Source organism: Iodidimonas sp. MBR-22 (genome assembly GCF_029946565.1).
Taxonomy (GTDB): Bacteria; Pseudomonadota; Alphaproteobacteria; order Sphingomonadales; family Rhodothalassiaceae; genus Iodidimonas; species Iodidimonas nitroreducens.
In genome coordinates this window covers 253,480-271,730 of the sequence record NZ_JARKVQ010000002.1, presented here as the reverse complement: position 1 = coordinate 271,730, position 18,251 = coordinate 253,480, and the positions used below count along the sequence as shown (strand labels likewise).

Genomic DNA, 18,251 nt, shown 5'->3' with positions numbered 1-18,251 from the left:
ACCGCTTTAAACAGCATTGAGCAGCGCGTCATAAAGTTCCTGTACCGAAGACAAAATGCGTGCAGCGGCATTATATGAATTCTGGTAGATGATCAGATTTGAAAGCTCTTCATCGATATTCACGCCCGAAACCGATTGACGGCGCTGGTTCAATTCTGTTTCCAGATTGGCCGTATCTTCGGCGGCGGTGGCGGCGCGATCCGCCATCAGGCCAAAGGTGCCAAGCACCGCGCCATTAAAGCTTGTTAAGGTGCGTTTCTGGGCTGAAATCTCGCCGGCCTTGTCGGTTGAGATAATCGATGTTTCCAGCTTTTGAAAATCCAGAACCCCGCTTTGATCCCCCACCGCCAGCGCGACTTGACCGACTGCGGCCGACAAATCAAGGCGCGCGGTGGCCAGATTGCCCGCGTTGCCATCCAGCCCCCCCACAAGCTGCATATCTGTTGCGGCTTCGGCCCGAAAGCGGCTGCCAATGCCAAACATTTCAGCAATCGAAATCCCATTGCCCGATGCATCGGTTCCATCATTGCGCACCGATAGCACCAGCCCGCTTTGCCCCGGTGCCGGCTGGGTAACAAGGCGGCCATTGCCATCGAGGCTGAAGCTCATCACCCCACTGAGGCCGGTATTTAATTCATTGACCAGATCGCCATAGCTTGTGGTGCCAGTGGTATCGAGTTCAAAACTGCGGATTTCCTTGCCAAAGCGATCGGTGATCACAAATTCAGCGGTTTCCCCAGTCGGAAGTGGCGTGAAGGGATGGGCGTCCAAAGCATCCACACCGGTTTCAAACAGGCCGGGCGAGCGTGCTTCGATCAGATCGTTCATACCAAAAAAATGTGAAAAGGATCGCCCGCCCCGGTCGCTGTTAGGCGTCGTTGGATCTTCGGCGATGACAACGCCATTGCCGGGTGCCGTGGCTTCAAGGCTCATCACCCCATTGGTGAAGCTCAATGTGCCCGCCGTACCAAGGCCAGTTATCGGATCATTCACCGCTGCCGCCACATCACCGATGGTGGCAGCAGGATTGGCGCTAAAATCATAGGTCGTGGTCGCAACGACACGGTTTTGCGCATCCACAATGGCAAAGGTGGTCTCGCCCGTAAAATTATGGGGGTCCGTGCCACTGAAGGGCGTGGTTTTGCCGGTCAGGCTGTTGGGCGCGGGAATAGTGCTGTTTTGATTGTGGATGGCATTCATCTCGTCGGCAACACGCGCCCCCAATTCACCCAAAGAGACGGATAAATCCACAAGCTGCCCATCACGCATATCCATCAGCCCGCGCAAAGCGCCTGAGCGAATATCGCCATTGATCGGCCGCGTGGGGCCGGACAATTCCCCCAAACGCTGATCATAAAATTGCAAGGTGATCGGCGGAAAGGTGCTGGCCGCGCTCACCCCGCCGGGATTGGTATAATCAAGCTGGAAAAAACTGGCCCTGTTGACCAGTTGAGCCCCGGTGGTGGTGCTCACATCCACCGATCCATCACTGTTTTCAATGGTTCGGATATCGATATTTTCCGCGATCACATCCAAAGCAGATTGACGGACATTCTCCAGCCCGCCGGTTTGGCCGCCAAACGTCTTTTGCTGGGCAATCTGCTGATTAAGCTCATGCACCTGACGAATGGCATCATTGATGGCGCCCATCCGCGATTCAATCTCGATGCTGGCATCCTCGCGCAGGCTTTGGATCGTATCTGCAATTCGTGAAATTTCGCCGCTATAGCCTTGTAATTCTGACAGGAATTGCTGGCGCACCACGGTATCGGCAGGGGCCTGTGCCAGATCGCCCAAGGCCGCAAATACCGCGTTCATCCGCCCGGTGAGCGTATTCGCTGAATCCGGCCGCCCCAAAGAAGATTGCAGGCGATCATGAATGGTATTGATGGCTTCCGTCCGCCCGGTATCAGATCGCGCCCCCAAACTTGCGGTTTCCAAAAAGCGATTGACCACCCGCTCGATAGCCTCAACCTTCACCCCAACCGAGCGATCATTTTGAATATCAGCAGCAACGGTCACCCGTTCCCGCGCATAATTGGGGGTATTGACATTGGCGATATTGGTGCCGGTCACCCGCAGGGCTTCCTGGCTTGCAAACAAGCCGCTCAAGGATGACGAAACAATGGCCCCCAAAGACATCAGCCAACCCTCCGCACCAAAAGGGATGCAGCCAGAGTTAGGATATGAGCACGGCAAGTTCTGCCGAACCGGGCTTGCCGATCACCAGCAAGGCCCGATGGCCCTAAATCCCGGCCAAAGGCATCAATTCCAATGGTTTTTCTCTGCTCGATCATCGCTCACGACCTTTGCGACTGCATCATGACAGCCAAATAGAAGCAATGATCGTGCCAATTAAGGGCAGAGCGGGAATTGGCGGCTAAAGCGCCTTTTGATAAATGCGGTGGCGCTTATAGGGGGTGGCCCCCATGCGGGTAATCACCGCATTGATGGGGAAATTGTCTTCAAGTGTCCAGCCCAGTTCCACTTCTTCAAATTTCAATTCATCCAAAGCCATGGCAATGCGCACGCACATCGCAATCGCCAGCCCCCCATAGCGGCGCTTGCGCTGAATTTCCTTGCGGATACCCATCAGGGGCAATTTCGCGGTCACGCAGTGATTTCTTTTGATCCGCCACACCAGCTTCAACAGATTGATCGGCCCCAGCCGCCCATCAAAACCGGCGATGGCCTCATTCAGATTGGGCAGGCAAATGGCAATCCCCATGGGCACGCCATCCACCTCAGTGATCAGGGCAAGCCGGGGCTCCAAAATCATCCGAAATTCTTCAACGGCCTTGGCAAATTCCGCGTCGGTCCAGGGCACATAGCCCCAATTATCGCTCCAGGCATCATTGAACACACTGCGCACGATGGCCATTTCGTCATCAAGGCGGCTTTTATCGATCTGCCTGATCCGCACTTCGGGCAGATCCTTGATGATGTCATAGCCCTTTTGCGCCCGGGGGGCCAAATCATGGCACAGATAGCGCCAATTGATGATTTCTTTCACTTGGGAAAAGCCGCAAGCCTCGATCAAGCCCGCCTGATAGGGGCGGTGATAGGGGGTCAGCATCACGGATCGGGCATCAAAACCTTCGCTCATCACGCCGATTTCTTCATTGATACCAAGGCTATAAGGCCCCCGCATCTGCCGCATCCCGCGCGCCGCGCACCAATCCTCCGCCGCCTTCAAAAGCGCCTGGGCCACGGCCGGATCATCGACCGTATCGAAAAAACCGAAAAAGCCCGTTTCATCACCATAAACGCGCAAATGTTCATGATCGATCTGGGCCGAACAGCGCCCCACCATGCGGCCATCAGACCAGGCGGTGAACAAGGCCACGTCGGCATGATCGAAAAACGGGTTCTTGTCCGGCGATAAACGTTTTCGGACTTCCATCCGCAATGGGCTCACCCAGCCCGGATCGCCGCGATACAGTGCTTCTGGAAATTCTATGAAATCTTTCAGCGTCTTGCCGGGCTCAACGGTCCGAATGGTGATCGTCATCAGGCGTCGCCTCATCTGCAATCATCTGAAATGAAATGGTCAGCTGCGCTGCCATCGCGGGATGGCGCCACCCTGCACGAGCAGCGGGCACAGCGTCCAGACCCAATCTGTCAAGATCGGTCATAATCTTCAAAAAGGATAGATCTGCGGTAAGGTGAGGGGCTCAGAGCCGCGCAACACCGCAAAAATGATAGCCCAGAATGCGGGGGATACCAGCCAGATAGCCGCGATCGATCCAATCAAATTCAAAGCCCGCAGCACTCAAAAGCAGATCGGGCCGCCGGCTGAGATGGCAGCCCCCCGCAATATTTGGCCACAGCCAATGATCGAGCCGTTGCTGCCAGCGCGAAACCGCATCATCCGGCGCGCGGCCATGTTCGGCAAAATAAAGCCGCCCATCGGGCTTTAAAACCCGGCGCATTTCCCGAATGGCGCGGGCCGGATCGGGAATGGTGCATAAGCTGTAGGTGACCACAATACTATCAAGGCTGGCCGCATCGAAAGGCAGATTTTCGCCATCCAAGGCCATGATCTCGATAGGAAAGGATAGCCCTGCTGCGCGTTTCCTGGCCCGGCCGAGCATCGCCCCCGCAGGATCGACCCCGATCAGATGATCCACTTTCTGCGCATCGTAGAAGGGCAGATTATGACCGGTTCCCAAACCGATTTCCGCCACCCGGCCAAGAGCCTGCGGGATCAGCCTTTGTCTTTGCGCCTTGATCTGCGGGGCGCCACAGGCGCGTTCGATCAGATGCGGCAAAAGATATGTTGCATAAAAACCCATCGGCTTTTCTTTCTGATCCCATAACAAAAACCCCCGGCACCCTTGATAAGGAAACCGGGGGCCCATTTTTTCACCATCGCGCTGTTTAGTTCTGGCTGCCTTGGACGATCACCTCACCCAAATCAAGGGCACGGATTTCGTCCTCGATCTTAGCCCGATCCCCAATCACCATCCACACCAGTTGATCGGGGTGCAGAACCTGATTGGCGGCCTGCTCGATTGCCGCAAGATCAAGCTGTTCATAGCGCTGCTTGAGGCTTTCTTCATAATCGAGCGCCCGACCAAAGCGGGCATTGGCAAGCATCGCCCCCAAAACATCCCGCGCGGTTTCAAACTGACCGGGCAGGCTGCGCACATTATTGCGCACCGCCATCACCAGTTCATCTTCGGTTGCAGGCTTATCGCCGGTGATGGCTTTTAATTCCACCACCAGTTCCGCCATGGAAAGCGCCGTTTTATCGGTTTGCACCGGCGCATAAACAAAGAAAGGCCGCTGCCCACGGGCATCCTGCATGAAGGTATAGGCACCATAGGCCCAGCCTTTTTCTTCCCGCAGGTTCATATTCACCCGCGCCGTGAACTGGCCGCCCAGAATATCGTTCATCGTGGTGATGTCGATATTGTTCTCAGCCCCGGTGGGGGGTGCCAGATGGCCCGCAAGGATCAGAGATTGCGGCGAACCCGGGCGATCAACGATGATGATCTTGCCGGTTTTTGGCAAATCCACCTGATCAATGGCTTTTTCAGGTGCCTTGGCCCCTGTGGCTTTCCAATCGCCAAAGGCTTTTTCCAGAATGGGTTTGATTTCCGCCATGGTGCTATCCCCCACAACGAAAATTCTGGCATTATCGGGCCGCAGCCAGCTTTGATGATAGGCGATCAGATCATCACGGCTGATCGATGCCACCGATTGAAGCGTGCCAGACCCGGTGAAGGGAATACCATAGGCATGATCATCACCATAAAGGATCGGAGGCAATTGCCGCAAAGCGATGGACACCGGCTGGCTTTCTTCCTGCCGGATCCGGGCCAGCCTTTGCTGGCGCAAGCGTTCCAATTCGGTTGCAGAAAATGCCGGATTGCGCACCACATCGGCCAGAATATCGACCGAAGCCGCCAATTCCGTTTTGAGGGCATTGAGCGCCACGGTTGAAACATCGAGATTGGAGCCGGTATTTAATTGGGCACCCAATGATTCCAGTTCTTCAGCGATTTTGAGGGCCGAACGCTTTTTCGTGCCTTCATCAAGCATTTCAAGGGTCAGAGACGCACTGCCCAGCTTCAGGCCCCGATCCGCCGCAAAACCGGCATCAAACATCACCGATATATTGACGATAGGAACCGTGGCGCGATTGGCCAGAACCACTTCGATCCCATTGGAAAGGGTTGCGGTTTCGATGGCGGGGAAATCAAGCTCGGGGCTTTCATCCACACCCGGCAAACCTGCTGTGCGATCGATCCCATCGGCTGCAACGGTAAAATTGCCAAAGGGGATGACTTCAAGCTGATAATGATGACGCGACAGCCATTGGGCGGATTGCGTTTTGACATCATTGATCGAAGCCCCGGCAATGCGCTGAAGCCGGGTTTTGTAAAAGCCCGGATCGCCTGCATAAAGCGCGCCTTCGGCCAAAGTCACGGCCTTGCCGCCAAAACCGCCAACCTTTTCCAGGGCCCGCACATCTTCGCCGATGAGGCCGATCTGGGCCCGCTCCAATTCAGCCTTGGTCGGACCTTTGGCGAGAAAATCGGCAACCACCTGATCGATGCGGCTGCTCACTTCGGCAACAGATTCGCCATCTTTCACGTCCGCCTGAATGAAAAACAGGCTCGATAATTCAAAGGGGAACAAACCCACCTGAATATTGGTGGCAATCTGGCGATCATAGGCAAGATCGCGGTAAAGGCGCGAGGTTTTGCCGCCGCCCAGAATTTCCGCCGCCACATCGAGTACGGCAGCAGAATGCGTGGTCCGCCCCGGCACCGCCCACACCCGATAGACACGGGCCTGAGGCACACGATCTTCCATCACTTCGCGGATATTCGAGCTAAGTTCAGGGATCGCGGCCTTGCCCTGGCTCAAAGGCGGCCCGGCGGGAATATCGCCGAAATACCGGGTCACCAGATCGCGGGCCTGGGCTACATTGATATCGCCCGCCAAAACCAGCACGGAATTATTCGGGCCATAATAGGTTTTAAACCATTCCTTCACATCATCCAAAGAGGCCGCATCGAGATCTTCCATCGATCCGATGGTGGAATGATGATAGGGATGGCCAACCGGAAACACGCCTTTTTGCAAGGCTTCAAAGGCCCGCCCATAGGGCTGATTTTCACCCTGGCGCTTTTCATTTTGCACCACACCACGCTGATTATCGAGCTTTTCCTGTGTGACCGCGCCGAGCAGATGGCCCATGCGATCCGATTCCAGAAACAAAGCCCGCTCCAGCGCTGGCGTTGGCACCGTCTCGAAATAATTGGTGCGATCAAGCCATGTGGTGCCATTGATATCGGTCACCCCCACTTCTTGCAATGGCTCGAAGAATTCGCCGTCATAATTTTCAGAGCCATTGAACATCAGATGTTCGAACAAATGGGCAAAGCCGGTTTTTCCAACCGGTTCATTCTTTGAACCCACATGATACCAGACAGAAACCGCCACAACCGGCGCTTTTCTATCTTCATGCACAACGACCCGCAGGCCATTTTCAAGCGTAAAACTTTCATAAGGGATATCGACGGCTGGCATCTCAACAGCCAGCGCCGCCCCCCCAAAACAAAAAGACGCTGCGATCAGCGCCCGTTTCAAGAATCCAGGATATGTCATGAATGACCCCTCTTTTTGGCAGCCCCATTGGGTTTTTGCAGAGTTGCGAATAAAGTGATTTTTTTCTCTGCTAACGGAATGATGACTATATTTGGCTGATATAATCAACCCCCCTCATCGAATAATTTAACAATCCGTAACCATTTGATGCCGCAAGCCATAGCCCATGAGGATTTCCGCCATCCAGCGGGCTGCGACCAGGGCTGTGATGTCGCTCATATCAAGGGCGGGATCAAATTCGCACAGATCCACCATCGCCACTTTGGGATGCTGGGCAATCTGGCAGGCGGCAGCGAAAAAATCATGGGCCGATACCCCGCCCGGGCGGGCACCGGGGGCACCGGGGGCTTCATGGCGGGCGATCACATCGATATCGAAATCCACATAGATCACGTCCACCCGCTCTTGCAATCCGGCCAAAGCCGCATCGATAGAGGCCGCCAACCCCCGCTCCATCACCCGGGCCATGGGATACACAGCGATGCCTGCCTGCCGCGCCTTATCGGCCATGCGTTTGGTATTGGCGAAAGGCTGCAAGCCAATCTGAGCGATCTGGCTGCCGGGCAGCCCATCATCAAGCAAAGCCTGCACCGGATTGCCATTATTGAGGCCGCAATCGGTATCGCGCAGATCGAAATGGGCATCCAATGTCAACAGCCCCACCCGATCAAGACCCAAACCCCGGGCTTTTGCCAATCCCGCAAGGGCTGGCCGGGTGATGGCATTATTGCCGCCGAGCACGAGCGTCAGATCACGCTTATGCGCCAGATCGGCCAGCCTGTCGGCGATGGGTTGATAGGCCTCAGCCGGGCTCATCGCCTTCAGCATCAGATCGCCGCCATCCAATACCGATAGATGATCAAGGGAAAGATCGCGCTCCAGATCATAGGTGGATAGTCGCAAGAGCGCTTTGCGAACCACCGATGGGGCCAGATCGCAGCGCCCGGGGGTAAGGGATTTTTCCCCCAAAGGCAGCCCCAAAAGGGCGATGGAGGCATGAGGATCACCCCCCAATAAAGACGCCACAGACCGCCATGACCGGCATTCCGATTGATCCGACATCATCCCCTTATCCCCTTTCGATGCTTGCATCATCCGCCTGTTTCACCCAAGCTGTATAGATTATTATCGTGAAACAGAGAAGGTGCATCCCTTTCCGATGTGGGACAGGCTTTATCATCACTGTCATCTCGCCAGCATGGACCCGGCGCGCATCCGTGAAACAGGTGCCGAAGAGGCAGATGATTTTGCGATCATCCCCGATGCCGCCATTGCGATCGAGGGGGGCAGAATCCGTTGGCTCGGGCCGCGCAAAAATCTTCCCCAAAGTCCGGAAAAGCTGGCCCGCCAGATCATTGCCTGTGATGGGCGCTGGATCACCCCGGCGCTGATCGATTGCCACACCCATCTCATTTTTGGCGGCAACCGGGTCGCGGAATTCAATCTCAGGCTCAAGGGCATCCCCTATGCCGAAATTGCCAAACAAGGGGGTGGCATTGCCGCCACCGTGCGCGCCACCCGTTCGGCCTCCGAAGAATCGCTTCTGGCATCAGCGCTTCAAAGGCTCGATCTGATGCAGGCCGAAGGTTTGGGCACTATCGAGATCAAATCCGGCTATGGGCTTGATCGCGAAAACGAACTGAAAATGCTGCGGGTGATGGATCGCATCCAAAATGCCCGCACGATAAGGATCAGCCGCAGCTTTCTGGGTGCCCATGCCCTGCCGCCGGATCATGAAGGCGATCATGACAGCTATATCGATTGGCTGTGTGATGAAATGATCCCCCTGATCGCCGCCGCACACCTTGCCGATGCGGTGGATGGTTTTTGTGAAAGCATCGGCTTTTCCCCGGCGCAGATCGATCGCCTTTTTCGCTGTGCCCGCGCCCATGGTCTGGCGGTCAGGCTGCATGCCGAACAATTGAGCCATCAGGGCGGTGCCGCCCTTGCCGCCCGCCATGGGGCGCTTTCAGCCGATCATCTGGAATATCTCAAAGATGAGGATGCCAAAGCTTTGGCCGAGGCTGGCACGGTGGCGGTTTTGCTGCCCGGTGCCTTTTATACCCTGCGCGAAACCCGCCTGCCGCCGATTGCTGCACTAAAACGCCATGGCGTGCCGATGGCCATCGCATCGGATTGCAATCCCGGTTCCTCGCCGCTGCTGTCACCCCTGATCACCATGAATATGGCCACAACACTGTTTCAGCTCAGCCCCGCCGATGCCCTGGCCGGGATGACCCGACAGGCCGCCCGGGCCCTTGGCCTTCAGCATGAAACGGGGATGCTGCGCGAAGGCTTCAGCGCCGATCTGGCAATCTGGAGCATCAGCCACCCGGCGGAATTGAGTTATTGGATTGGCGCAAGCCCCCTTCATGCTATGGTGCTGCGGGGGGAAGCCATCTGATGGGTTTTTAAAGCCAATCAGATGGCAACGGGATCGGTTTGGCAAAACCATCAGGAAAAGAATGAGGGGGGCATGACAAAATCTTCAGCCTATCGATACCGGTTCATCCTGTGCCACCTGCCATCAGGAGTGGCCCCATGATTGCGAAAAAAGCCCTGTCATCCTCGCAACCGCTTTATAAAATGGTCAAAGCGCATGTGCTGTCGATGATCGAAGATGGCCGCCTGAAGGCCAATGATCGGGCCCCTTCGGAAAGCGAACTGGTGCGATCCCTTGGGGTTTCGCGGATGACCGCGAACCGGGCCTTGAAGGAATTGAGCGAAGCCGGATTTGTTACCCGTGTTCCCGGCCTTGGCACCTTTGTTGCCGAACGCCGGACCCATGGCACCCTGCTCACCATCCGCGATATTGCCGATGAACTCTCCGAAGGCGGCAATCAGCATCATGCCCGGGTGTTGCGCCAGATAAAAGAGCCCGCCAGCGAAGTGGTTGCCGCACGTTTTCGCATGGCCGTGGGCAGCCCCTTGTTTCATGCCGAAATCCTGCATCTGCAAAATGACCAGCCGATATTGCTGGAAGATCGCTATGTACAGCCGCAGATCGCCCCTGATTATCTGAGCCTCGATCTCGAAAAAATGACCTCTTATCGCTATCTGGTCGAAGTCGCCCCCTTGCAGGAAGTGGAGCATCGCATCAGTGCGATCCCCGCCAGCGATGATCTGCGCCTGCTTTTGGCCCTGGCCCCCGATGAGCCCTGCCTGCTGATCCGCCGCCGCACATGGACAGGGGGCATGGTGGCCTCCTGTGTCGATCTTATCCATGCCGGATCGCGCTATGATATCACCGGCCGCTTCAAGCCGTAATGGGCCCCTGAACCTTTCCATGATGCGCCGCTAAAGCATTTGTGATCCTGCCCCAATTTATAAAACTCTTGAAAATCTATACAGGTACAGACAGGATAGGCTGAACGCCCCTAAAGGAACATGCCCCATGCCTGCCTTTCAGCGCCTGTCGAACAGCAAAATCATTCGCGCCCCAAGGGGCACAACCTTATCGGCCAAAAGCTGGCAGACCGAAGCCCCCTTGCGCATGCTGATGAACAATCTCGATCCCGATGTGGCGGAACATCCCGAACAGCTTGTGGTTTATGGCGGCATCGGGCGGGCGGCCCGGAATTGGGACGCCTATGATCAGATTATTTCCGTGCTGAAACGGCTGGAGGATGATGAAACCCTGCTGGTGCAATCGGGAAAGCCGGTGGGGGTATTCAAAACCCATGCCGATGCCCCCCGGGTGCTGATCGCCAATTCCAATCTGGTGCCCCATTGGGCAACATGGGATCATTTCAATCACCTCGATCGATTGGGCCTGATGATGTATGGCCAGATGACCGCCGGATCATGGATTTATATCGGCAGTCAGGGAATCGTGCAGGGCACCTATGAAACCTTCATGGAACTGGCCCGCCAACATTATCACGGAAGCTGGGCCGGACGCTGGATTTTAACCGCCGGGCTTGGCGGGATGGGCGGTGCCCAGCCAATGGCTGCCACCATGGCGGGGGCAAGCTGCCTTGCCATAGAATGTCAGGCCGATCGCATCGAAAAACGTCTGCAAACCGGCTATCTGGATTGCCACAGCAATAGCCTTGATGACGCCCTCGAACTTCTGGGCAAAGCCAAAAAAACAGCCCGCCCCCTTTCAATCGGGCTTTTGGGCAATGCGGCGGATATCCTGCCCGCGCTCTTGCGCCGAAACATCAAGCCCGATGCGGTGACCGACCAGACATCGGCGCATGATCCCGCCAATGGCTATCTGCCGCAGGGATTGAGTGTCGATCAATGGATCAGGATGCGCGAAACCGATCCCAAAGCTTTGGCCAAAGCCGCCCGCACAAGCATCGCCAGCCATGTCAGATCGCTGCTCGCCTTTCATGATCAGGGCATCCCCACATTTGATTATGGCAATAATATCCGCCAGATCGCGCTGGAGGAAGGCGTTGATCGCGCCTTTGATTTTCCGGGTTTCGTGCCCGCTTATATCCGTCCGCTTTTCTGCCGGGGCATCGGGCCTTTTCGCTGGGTAGCGCTTTCGGGCGATGCAGACGATATCGCCCGCACCGATCAAAAGGTGAAGGACCTGATCCCCGATGATCCCCATCTCCATCGCTGGCTGGATATGGCGGCCGCGCGCATCGCCCCCCAAGGGCTGCCCGCCCGCATCTGCTGGGTGGGGCTTGGCCAGCGGCATCGTTTGGGCCTTGCCTTCAATGAAATGGTGCGCAATGGCGAATTAAAAGCCCCCGTGGTGATTGGCCGCGATCATCTCGATTCCGGCTCGGTGGCCAGCCCCAATCGCGAAACCGAAGCCATGCGCGATGGATCGGATGCGGTGTCTGATTGGCCCCTGCTCAATGCCCTTTTGAATACCGCTTCGGGCGCCACTTGGGTGTCGCTCCATCATGGTGGCGGCGTGGGCATGGGCTTTTCCCAACATGCGGGGATGGTGATCCTGTGTGATGGAACCCCGCAAGCCGACAAGCGATTGCAGCGTGTTTTGTGGAATGATCCAGCGAGCGGCGTAATGCGCCATGCCGATGCCGGCTATGAAACGGCGATCACCTGCGCCCGCGAACATCAGCTTGATCTGCCTTTTCTTGATCCCGGCCTGAAGGATTGAACCCATGCCTCCTCTCCCCCCCACCCCCCTTTCCATCACGCCCTTATCCATCATGCCGGGGCAGCTTCAGCATGATGATCTGCACGCCATCTGGTCTCGGCCCTGTGCGCCGGTGCTGGATGCCCAAAGCTGGGATGCCATCGACCAATCCGCCGCCGCCATTGGCCGCATCCTGCAATCGGGGAAAACCGTTTATGGGGTGAATACCGGCTTTGGATTGCTGGCCCAAAGCCGCATCAGCGCCGAAAAGCTGGGGGATTTGCAGCGCAATCTGGTGTTATCCCATTGCTGTGGAACCGGCCCGGCGCTGGATCATCACATCGTTCGGCTGGCGATGGTTATGAAAATGGCCGCCTTGGCACGCGGCTATTCCGGCGTGCGCCGCACCCTGATCGAGCGGCTTCTCGAACTGATCAAGGCCGATGCCATGCCGGTGATCCCGGCACAGGGATCGGTGGGGGCTTCGGGCGATCTGGCCCCTTTGGCGCATCTGGCGGCGGCCACCATGCTGGGGGTGGGTGAGATCAGCATCGGGGGCGAAATCCTGCCCGCCGCCAAAGCCTTGCATAAGCTTGGTCTTGTGCCAATCGAGCTTGGCCCCAAGGAAGGCATTGCCCTTTTGAATGGCACCCAGATTTCCACGGCCTTGGGGCTGGATGCGCTGTTTCGTGCCGAGCGGATTTTTGATGCCGCACTGATTGCTGGCGCACTGTCGCTGGATGCCCTGAAGGGCAGCACCACCCCCTTTGATCCGCGCATTCATGCCGTGCGTGGCCATCCGGGCCAGATCCGCGTTGCCGAAATCCTGCGTCGTCTTCTTGATGGCAGTGCCATCCATGCCTCGCATCAGGGGTGCGACAAGGTGCAGGACCCCTATTCCCTGCGCTGCCAGCCGCAGGTGATGGGGGCGTGCCTTGATGTGATCGATCGGGTGCGCGGGGGCCTTCTGATCGAGGCCAATGCGGTCACCGATAATCCCTTGATCTTCTGCGATCCTGATGAACAGGCCGACAGCTGCATTTCCGGCGGTAATTTTCACGCCGAGCCGGTGGCTTTCGCCGTTGATGCCCTGGCCAATGCCCTGTGCGAAATCGGCGCGATCAGCGAACGGCGCCTGGCTTTGCTGGTTGATCCGAAAATGAGCGGCCTGCCCGCTTTTCTGGTAACGGATAGCGGCCTTCATTCCGGCTTCATGATCGCGCAGGTGACCGCGGCGGCGCTGGTGGCGGAAAATCGCATGATGGCCCATCCCGCCAGCGTGGATTCGGTTCCCACATCGGCCAATCAGGAAGATCATGTTTCCATGGCTACCCATGGGGCACGGCGCACCATCGAGATCGCCAAAAATTGTGCCACCATCATCGGGATCGAGCTTCTGGCTGCAGCGCAGGGCGTTGATTGCCATCGGCCCTTGGCCACCTCCCCCACCCTTGCCGCCGTTCATCAAAAAATTCGGGCCAAAGTGCCCCATTATCAGATTGATCGCTATTTTGCCCCGGATATCGAAGCGGCGCGCCAAATGGTCTGCGATGGCGAGATCGGCCTGAGTTGAACGCCTTCAGCGACCCTGCCAGTATTGCGGCTTGCATCTGATGGGAAATCGTAAAAAACTGGGGTCCCGATCCCGATATAGACAGGCTTATGGAAAACCCGCTCATTGCCCTTGGTGCCCTTCTTGGCGTGCTCCTGCTGATTGCCCTCAATCGTTTCATGGGGGGATGGCAGCCCGCGCGCCTTAAATCCACCGCTGCGGCCATGGCCCGCTATCAGCAGGATTATTGGCATGACGAGATCATGGATGCGGTGGTTGATCAAAAGGGACGCACCGCCCTGATGGCCTTGCGCGGCCATGCCGTGGGGCTGGTGGTGGCGATGGGCGATGGCTTTGTCACCCGCAGGCTGCAGGGTCCGGCGCTTTTAAGCATCGACCCTTTGGCGGATGGGGACTGGGCCATCAGGCTGCGGGATTTTACCTTGAAGCGCGCCCTGATCCTATGGCCCGAAGATGCCGATCAAGCTGTCTGGCTCAACCGCCTGCACCATCTGGCCGCAACCCCCCAGAATCAATCACAGGGAGGCGCGCCCGGCGCGTTCAAAGCTCATGACGCTTGAAAATCCCGTCACCTATGCCATCCCGTTTTTCGTGATCCTGATCATCGCCGAAATGATCTTTGGCAAAATCACCGGCCGCACCCGCTATGAACCGAAAGACACCGCCACCAGCCTTGTGATGGGCCTTGGCAGCCAGATTTCAGGGCTGGTTTTTGGCGGTCTCGCCTTGGCTGTGGGCTTTTATATCTGGGAGCATGCCCGGCTTTTTGATATCGGCTTTACCTGGTGGGCCTTCATCGCCGCCTTTATCCTTGATGATCTTGCCTATTATGCCTTTCATCGGGCCAGCCATCGCATCCGCTGGTTCTGGGCGGCGCATGTGATCCATCACAGTAGCCAGCATTATAATCTGAGCACGGCGCTCCGCCAAACATGGACGGGGGTGCCCGCCCTCACCTTCATTTTCAGCCTGCCGCTTTTCCTCTTAGGCTTTCATCCCCTGATGATCGCCTTCATCTCCGGGATCAATCTGATCTATCAATTCTGGATTCATACCGAAGCCATCCACCGCATGCCGCGCTGGTTTGAGGCCATTTTCAACACGCCCAGCCATCATCGGGTGCACCATGCCACCAATCCGCGCTATCTGGATGCCAATTATGCCGGGGCGCTGATCATCTGGGATCGCCTGTTTGGCAGCTTTGTAGCAGAAGAAGATGATGAGCCCTGCCGCTATGGGATCGTGCGGCAATTGGGCACCTATAATCCCCTGAAGGTGGCCTTTCATGAATGGCTGGGGATTTTTCAGGATGTGAAAGGGGCGTCAAACCTGCGCCAGCGGCTTGGCTATCTTTTCGCTCCCCCGGGATGGAGCCCGGATGGCAGCCGCCAGACATCGGATCAGATCCGGGAAAGCTGGCAGCAAAAGCTGGCAAAGCCCACCAACGATGACCAAAGGCTTGACTTGGCCGCCCCCCTGCCCCACCTGCCTGTGGATTGATTTGACTCATGCCTCAGGCGATATTGATTTTATGCTGAAAATGCTGTCCGTTCGCGGTGCCCGTGAGCACAATCTGAAATCCGTGGATGTGGATATTCCCCGTGATCGCTTGACCGTGATCACCGGGCTATCGGGATCGGGCAAATCCAGCCTTGCCTTTGATACCATTTATGCCGAAGGCCAGCGCCGCTATGTGGAAAGCCTTTCGGCCTATGCCCGGCAATTTCTGGAATTAATGCAAAAGCCCGATGTCGATCATATCGAGGGCTTATCGCCAGCCATTTCCATCGAGCAGAAAACAACCTCGAAAAATCCGCGTTCCACTGTCGGCACCGTTACGGAAATATACGATTATATGCGGCTTTTATGGGCGCGGGTGGGCATCCCCTATTCCCCCACCACCGGCGAGCCGATTGCCGCTCAAACCATTTCCGAAATGGTGGATCGGGTGATGGCTCTGCCCGAAGGCACCCGGCTTTATCTTTTGGCGCCCATCGTGCGCGGCCGCAAAGGCGAATATAAAAAAGAATATAAAGATCTGCAAAAGCGGGGATTCCAGCGTCTGAAGGTGGATGGCAGCTTTTATGATATCGCCGATGCCCCCGTCCTTGATAAGAAATATAAGCATGATATCGATGTGGTGGTGGATCGCATCGTGGTGCGCGATGGCCTTGAAACCCGCCTGGCCGATAGCTTTGAAACCGCATTGGACCTCGCCGATGGTCTGGCTTTTGCTGAATATGCCTATCGCGATGGCGATGAACCGGAAGGCGGGCCAGAACGGATCACCTTTTCCGCCCGCTTTGCCTGCCCTGTTTCGGGCTTTACCATTGCCGAAATCGAGCCACGGCTGTTCAGCTTCAATAGCCCCCATGGGGCCTGCCCTGTGTGCGATGGGCTGGGATTGGAATTGCGCTTTGATCCCGAACTGATCGTGCCCGATCCCAGCCTCACCTTGGCCAATGGGGCCGTAGCACCCTGGGCGAAATCCACCGCGCCCTATTATAAACAAACGCTGGAAGCTCTGGCCCACCATGCCGGCTTTACCCTGCGCAGTCGCTGGGATCAGCTGACCGATGACCAAAAATCCCTGATCCTTTATGGCTCGGGCAGCGACAAGATCGCCATTGAATTTGCCGATGGCCGGCGGCGCTTTCAAACCAACAAACCCTTTGAAGGGGTTTTGAAAAATATCGAACGGCGCTGGCGGGAAACCGATAGCGCCTGGATGCGCGAAGAACTGAGCCGCTATCAATCGAGCGCTTTGTGCAAAAGCTGCATGGGCCACCGGCTGAAGCCCGAAGCTTTGGCGGTGAAGATTGCCGGGCATCATATCAGCGAGGTCACAGCCCTTGGCATCAATGCCGCTTATGATTGGTTTTCCGCCCTGCCCCAAAGCCTGAGCGCAAAGCACGCCACCATCGCCGAAAAGATTTTGAAAGAAATCATCGAACGGCTGGGCTTTTTGAAAAATGTGGGGCTGCAATATCTCACTTTGGCGCGGGCGTCGGGCACCTTATCGGGGGGTGAAAGCCAGCGGATCCGGCTGGCCTCGCAAATCGGCTCGGGGCTGACCGGTGTTTTATATGTGCTCGATGAACCCTCGATCGGCCTGCATCAGCGCGATAATAACCAATTGCTGCAAACCTTGCGCAATCTGCGTGATATGGGCAACACGGTGATCGTGGTGGAACATGACGAGGATGCCATCCTCAGCGCCGATCATGTGATCGATATGGGGCCGGGCGCGGGCGAGCATGGGGGATCGGTGGTAGCCAGCGGCACCCCGGCTCAGATCATGGCCGCCGAACACTCCCTTACCGGGGCTTATTTATCCGGTCGCAAAGCCATTCCGATCCCCAAAAAACGGCGCAAGGGCAATGGCAAATCCCTGATCATTAAGGGCGCGCGCGCGAATAATCTGAAATCTGTGGATGCGAGCCTGCCTCTTGGCACCCTGTGTTGCATCACCGGGGTTTCGGGCTCCGGCAAATCGACCCTGACCATCGAAACGCTTTATAAAGCGGTGGCCAAACATCTCAATCATGCCCGCCATCAGCCCGGTGCCCATGATAGCATCAAGGGCTTGCAGCATCTTGATAAAATCGTCGATATCGACCAAAGCCCCATTGGCCGCACGCCGCGCTCGAACCCCGCCACCTATACCGGCGCCTTTACCCCCATCCGCGAATGGTTTGCCGGGCTGCCGGAAGCCCAGATGCGGGGCTATAAGCCGGGGCGTTTTTCCTTCAATGTCAAGGGCGGGCGGTGCGAGGCTTGTCAGGGCGATGGGGTTTTGAAGATCGAGATGCATTTCCTGCCCGATGTGTATGTCACCTGCGATCAGTGCAAGGGCAAGCGCTATAATCGCGAAACGCTGGATATTCACTTTAAAGACAAATCCATTGCCGACGTGTTGGATATGACCGTTGAAATGGCGGCGGATTTTTTCAAGGCCGTACCCGCCATCCGCGATAAGATGCTGATGCTCGAACGGGTTGGCCTTGGCTATGTGCGGGTGGGGCAAGCCGCCACCACCCTTTCAGGCGGCGAGGCACAGCGGGTGAAGCTGGCCAAGGAATTATCGAAACGCGCCACCGGCAAAACCCTTTATATTCTGGACGAACCGACCACCGGCCTTCATTTCGAGGATGTCCGCAAATTGCTCGAAGTGTTGCAGGCGCTGGTGGATCAGGGCAATAGCGTGGTGGTGATCGAACATAATCTGGAAATCATCAAATCCGCTGATTGGCTGATCGATATGGGACCGGAAGGCGGCGATGGCGGCGGCATGCTGGTGGCAACAGGCACCCCCGAAGCCGTGGCAGAGGTAGAAGCCAGCCACACCGGCACCTATTTAAAGGCTCTGCTCAAAGCGGATCGATCGGCGGCTCAATAGTATATCTGTCATAAACGCATGAGAAATTCCCCACTAGCAAAGCGATGAATTCAGGCTTCTGAAACAGATCTTCTGCTGTAAGATCACGGCCTGAC

General features: G+C 56.7%; 12 protein-coding genes. 7 read left to right on the top strand and 5 right to left on the bottom strand.

The features are described from left to right. Window positions 1–6 precede the first annotated feature (6 nt). The 5 genes from flgK to QK300_RS02990 form a co-directional block, all read right to left on the bottom strand. Entirely contained in the window at window positions 7–2,142 is a 2,136-nt protein-coding gene (gene flgK / locus QK300_RS03010; protein WP_281300036.1) for a flagellar hook-associated protein FlgK, read from the bottom strand. Between the two features lie 238 nt (window positions 2,143–2,380). Further along, a complete protein-coding gene (locus QK300_RS03005) occupies window positions 2,381–3,511 on the bottom strand; it encodes a hypothetical protein (RefSeq protein WP_281300037.1) in 1,131 nt (376 codons plus the stop codon). Window positions 3,512–3,674: 163 nt separating this feature from the next. Next, complete coding sequence (locus QK300_RS03000) at window positions 3,675–4,295, bottom strand: methyltransferase domain-containing protein (RefSeq protein WP_281300038.1); 621 nt, start codon at window positions 4,293–4,295, stop codon at window positions 3,675–3,677. An 85-nt stretch (window positions 4,296–4,380) separates the two neighbouring features. Continuing rightward, window positions 4,381–7,122, bottom strand: coding sequence for a pitrilysin family protein (locus QK300_RS02995; RefSeq protein WP_281300039.1), 2,742 nt, complete (start codon window positions 7,120–7,122; stop codon window positions 4,381–4,383). Window positions 7,123–7,248: 126 nt separating this feature from the next. Beyond that, window positions 7,249–8,214 carry an agmatinase family protein gene (locus QK300_RS02990; protein WP_281320809.1) on the bottom strand — a complete coding sequence of 322 codons (966 nt, stop codon included), beginning with the start codon at window positions 8,212–8,214 and terminating at the stop codon, window positions 7,249–7,251. A 67-nt stretch (window positions 8,215–8,281) separates the two neighbouring features. Between QK300_RS02990 and hutI the strand changes: the two genes are divergently transcribed. The 7 genes from hutI (at window position 8,282) to uvrA (ending at window position 18,156) form a co-directional block, all read left to right on the top strand. Next, window positions 8,282–9,526 carry an imidazolonepropionase gene (hutI, locus tag QK300_RS02985; RefSeq protein WP_281302262.1) on the top strand — a complete coding sequence of 415 codons (1,245 nt, stop codon included), beginning with the start codon at window positions 8,282–8,284 and terminating at the stop codon, window positions 9,524–9,526. Between the two features lie 137 nt (window positions 9,527–9,663). Beyond that, window positions 9,664–10,389: a histidine utilization repressor gene (gene hutC, locus QK300_RS02980; RefSeq protein WP_281300042.1), complete on the top strand. Its 726-nt coding sequence runs from the start codon at window positions 9,664–9,666 to the stop codon at window positions 10,387–10,389. Between the two features lie 127 nt (window positions 10,390–10,516). Continuing rightward, entirely contained in the window at window positions 10,517–12,205 is a 1,689-nt protein-coding gene (gene hutU, locus QK300_RS02975) for a urocanate hydratase (protein WP_281300043.1), read from the top strand. Window positions 12,206–12,209: 4 nt separating this feature from the next. Further along, window positions 12,210–13,757 (top strand): histidine ammonia-lyase, encoded by a 1,548-nt coding sequence (hutH, locus tag QK300_RS02970; RefSeq protein WP_281300044.1) that lies wholly within the window; start codon window positions 12,210–12,212, stop codon window positions 13,755–13,757. An 89-nt stretch (window positions 13,758–13,846) separates the two neighbouring features. Next, on the top strand, window positions 13,847–14,317 hold the full coding sequence (locus tag QK300_RS02965; protein ID WP_281300045.1) for a hypothetical protein: 471 nt from the start codon (window positions 13,847–13,849) through the stop codon (window positions 14,315–14,317). Then, on the top strand, window positions 14,307–15,257 hold the full coding sequence (locus tag QK300_RS02960) for a sterol desaturase family protein (RefSeq protein ID WP_281300046.1): 951 nt from the start codon (window positions 14,307–14,309) through the stop codon (window positions 15,255–15,257). The genes QK300_RS02965 and QK300_RS02960 overlap by 11 nt, the downstream gene beginning before the upstream one ends. Before the next feature lie 31 nt (window positions 15,258–15,288). Beyond that, window positions 15,289–18,156, top strand: a complete 2,868-nt coding sequence (gene uvrA / locus QK300_RS02955; RefSeq protein ID WP_281300047.1) for an excinuclease ABC subunit UvrA — start codon at window positions 15,289–15,291, stop codon at window positions 18,154–18,156. The last annotated feature ends 95 nt before the right edge of the window (window positions 18,157–18,251 follow it).

What these genes read in the sequence shown, in the direction of transcription:
- flgK (WP_281300036.1), bottom strand. Translation starts at nt 2,142, where the DNA reads ATGTCTTTGGGGGCCATTGTTTCGTCATCCTTGAGCGGCTTGTTTGCA.
- QK300_RS03005 (WP_281300037.1), bottom strand. Translation starts at nt 3,511, where the DNA reads ATGACGATCACCATTCGGACCGTTGAGCCCGGCAAGACGCTGAAAGAT.
- QK300_RS03000 (WP_281300038.1), bottom strand. Translation starts at nt 4,295, where the DNA reads ATGGGTTTTTATGCAACATATCTTTTGCCGCATCTGATCGAACGCGCC.
- QK300_RS02995 (WP_281300039.1), bottom strand. Translation starts at nt 7,122, where the DNA reads ATGACATATCCTGGATTCTTGAAACGGGCGCTGATCGCAGCGTCTTTT.
- QK300_RS02990 (WP_281320809.1), bottom strand. Translation starts at nt 8,214, where the DNA reads ATGCAAGCATCGAAAGGGGATAAGGGGATGATGTCGGATCAATCGGAA.
- hutI (WP_281302262.1), top strand. Translation starts at nt 8,282, where the DNA reads ATGTGGGACAGGCTTTATCATCACTGTCATCTCGCCAGCATGGACCCG.
- hutC (WP_281300042.1), top strand. Translation starts at nt 9,664, where the DNA reads ATGATTGCGAAAAAAGCCCTGTCATCCTCGCAACCGCTTTATAAAATG.
- hutU (WP_281300043.1), top strand. Translation starts at nt 10,517, where the DNA reads ATGCCTGCCTTTCAGCGCCTGTCGAACAGCAAAATCATTCGCGCCCCA.
- hutH (WP_281300044.1), top strand. Translation starts at nt 12,210, where the DNA reads ATGCCTCCTCTCCCCCCCACCCCCCTTTCCATCACGCCCTTATCCATC.
- QK300_RS02965 (WP_281300045.1), top strand. Translation starts at nt 13,847, where the DNA reads ATGGAAAACCCGCTCATTGCCCTTGGTGCCCTTCTTGGCGTGCTCCTG.
- QK300_RS02960 (WP_281300046.1), top strand. Translation starts at nt 14,307, where the DNA reads ATGACGCTTGAAAATCCCGTCACCTATGCCATCCCGTTTTTCGTGATC.
- uvrA (WP_281300047.1), top strand. Translation starts at nt 15,289, where the DNA reads ATGCTGAAAATGCTGTCCGTTCGCGGTGCCCGTGAGCACAATCTGAAA.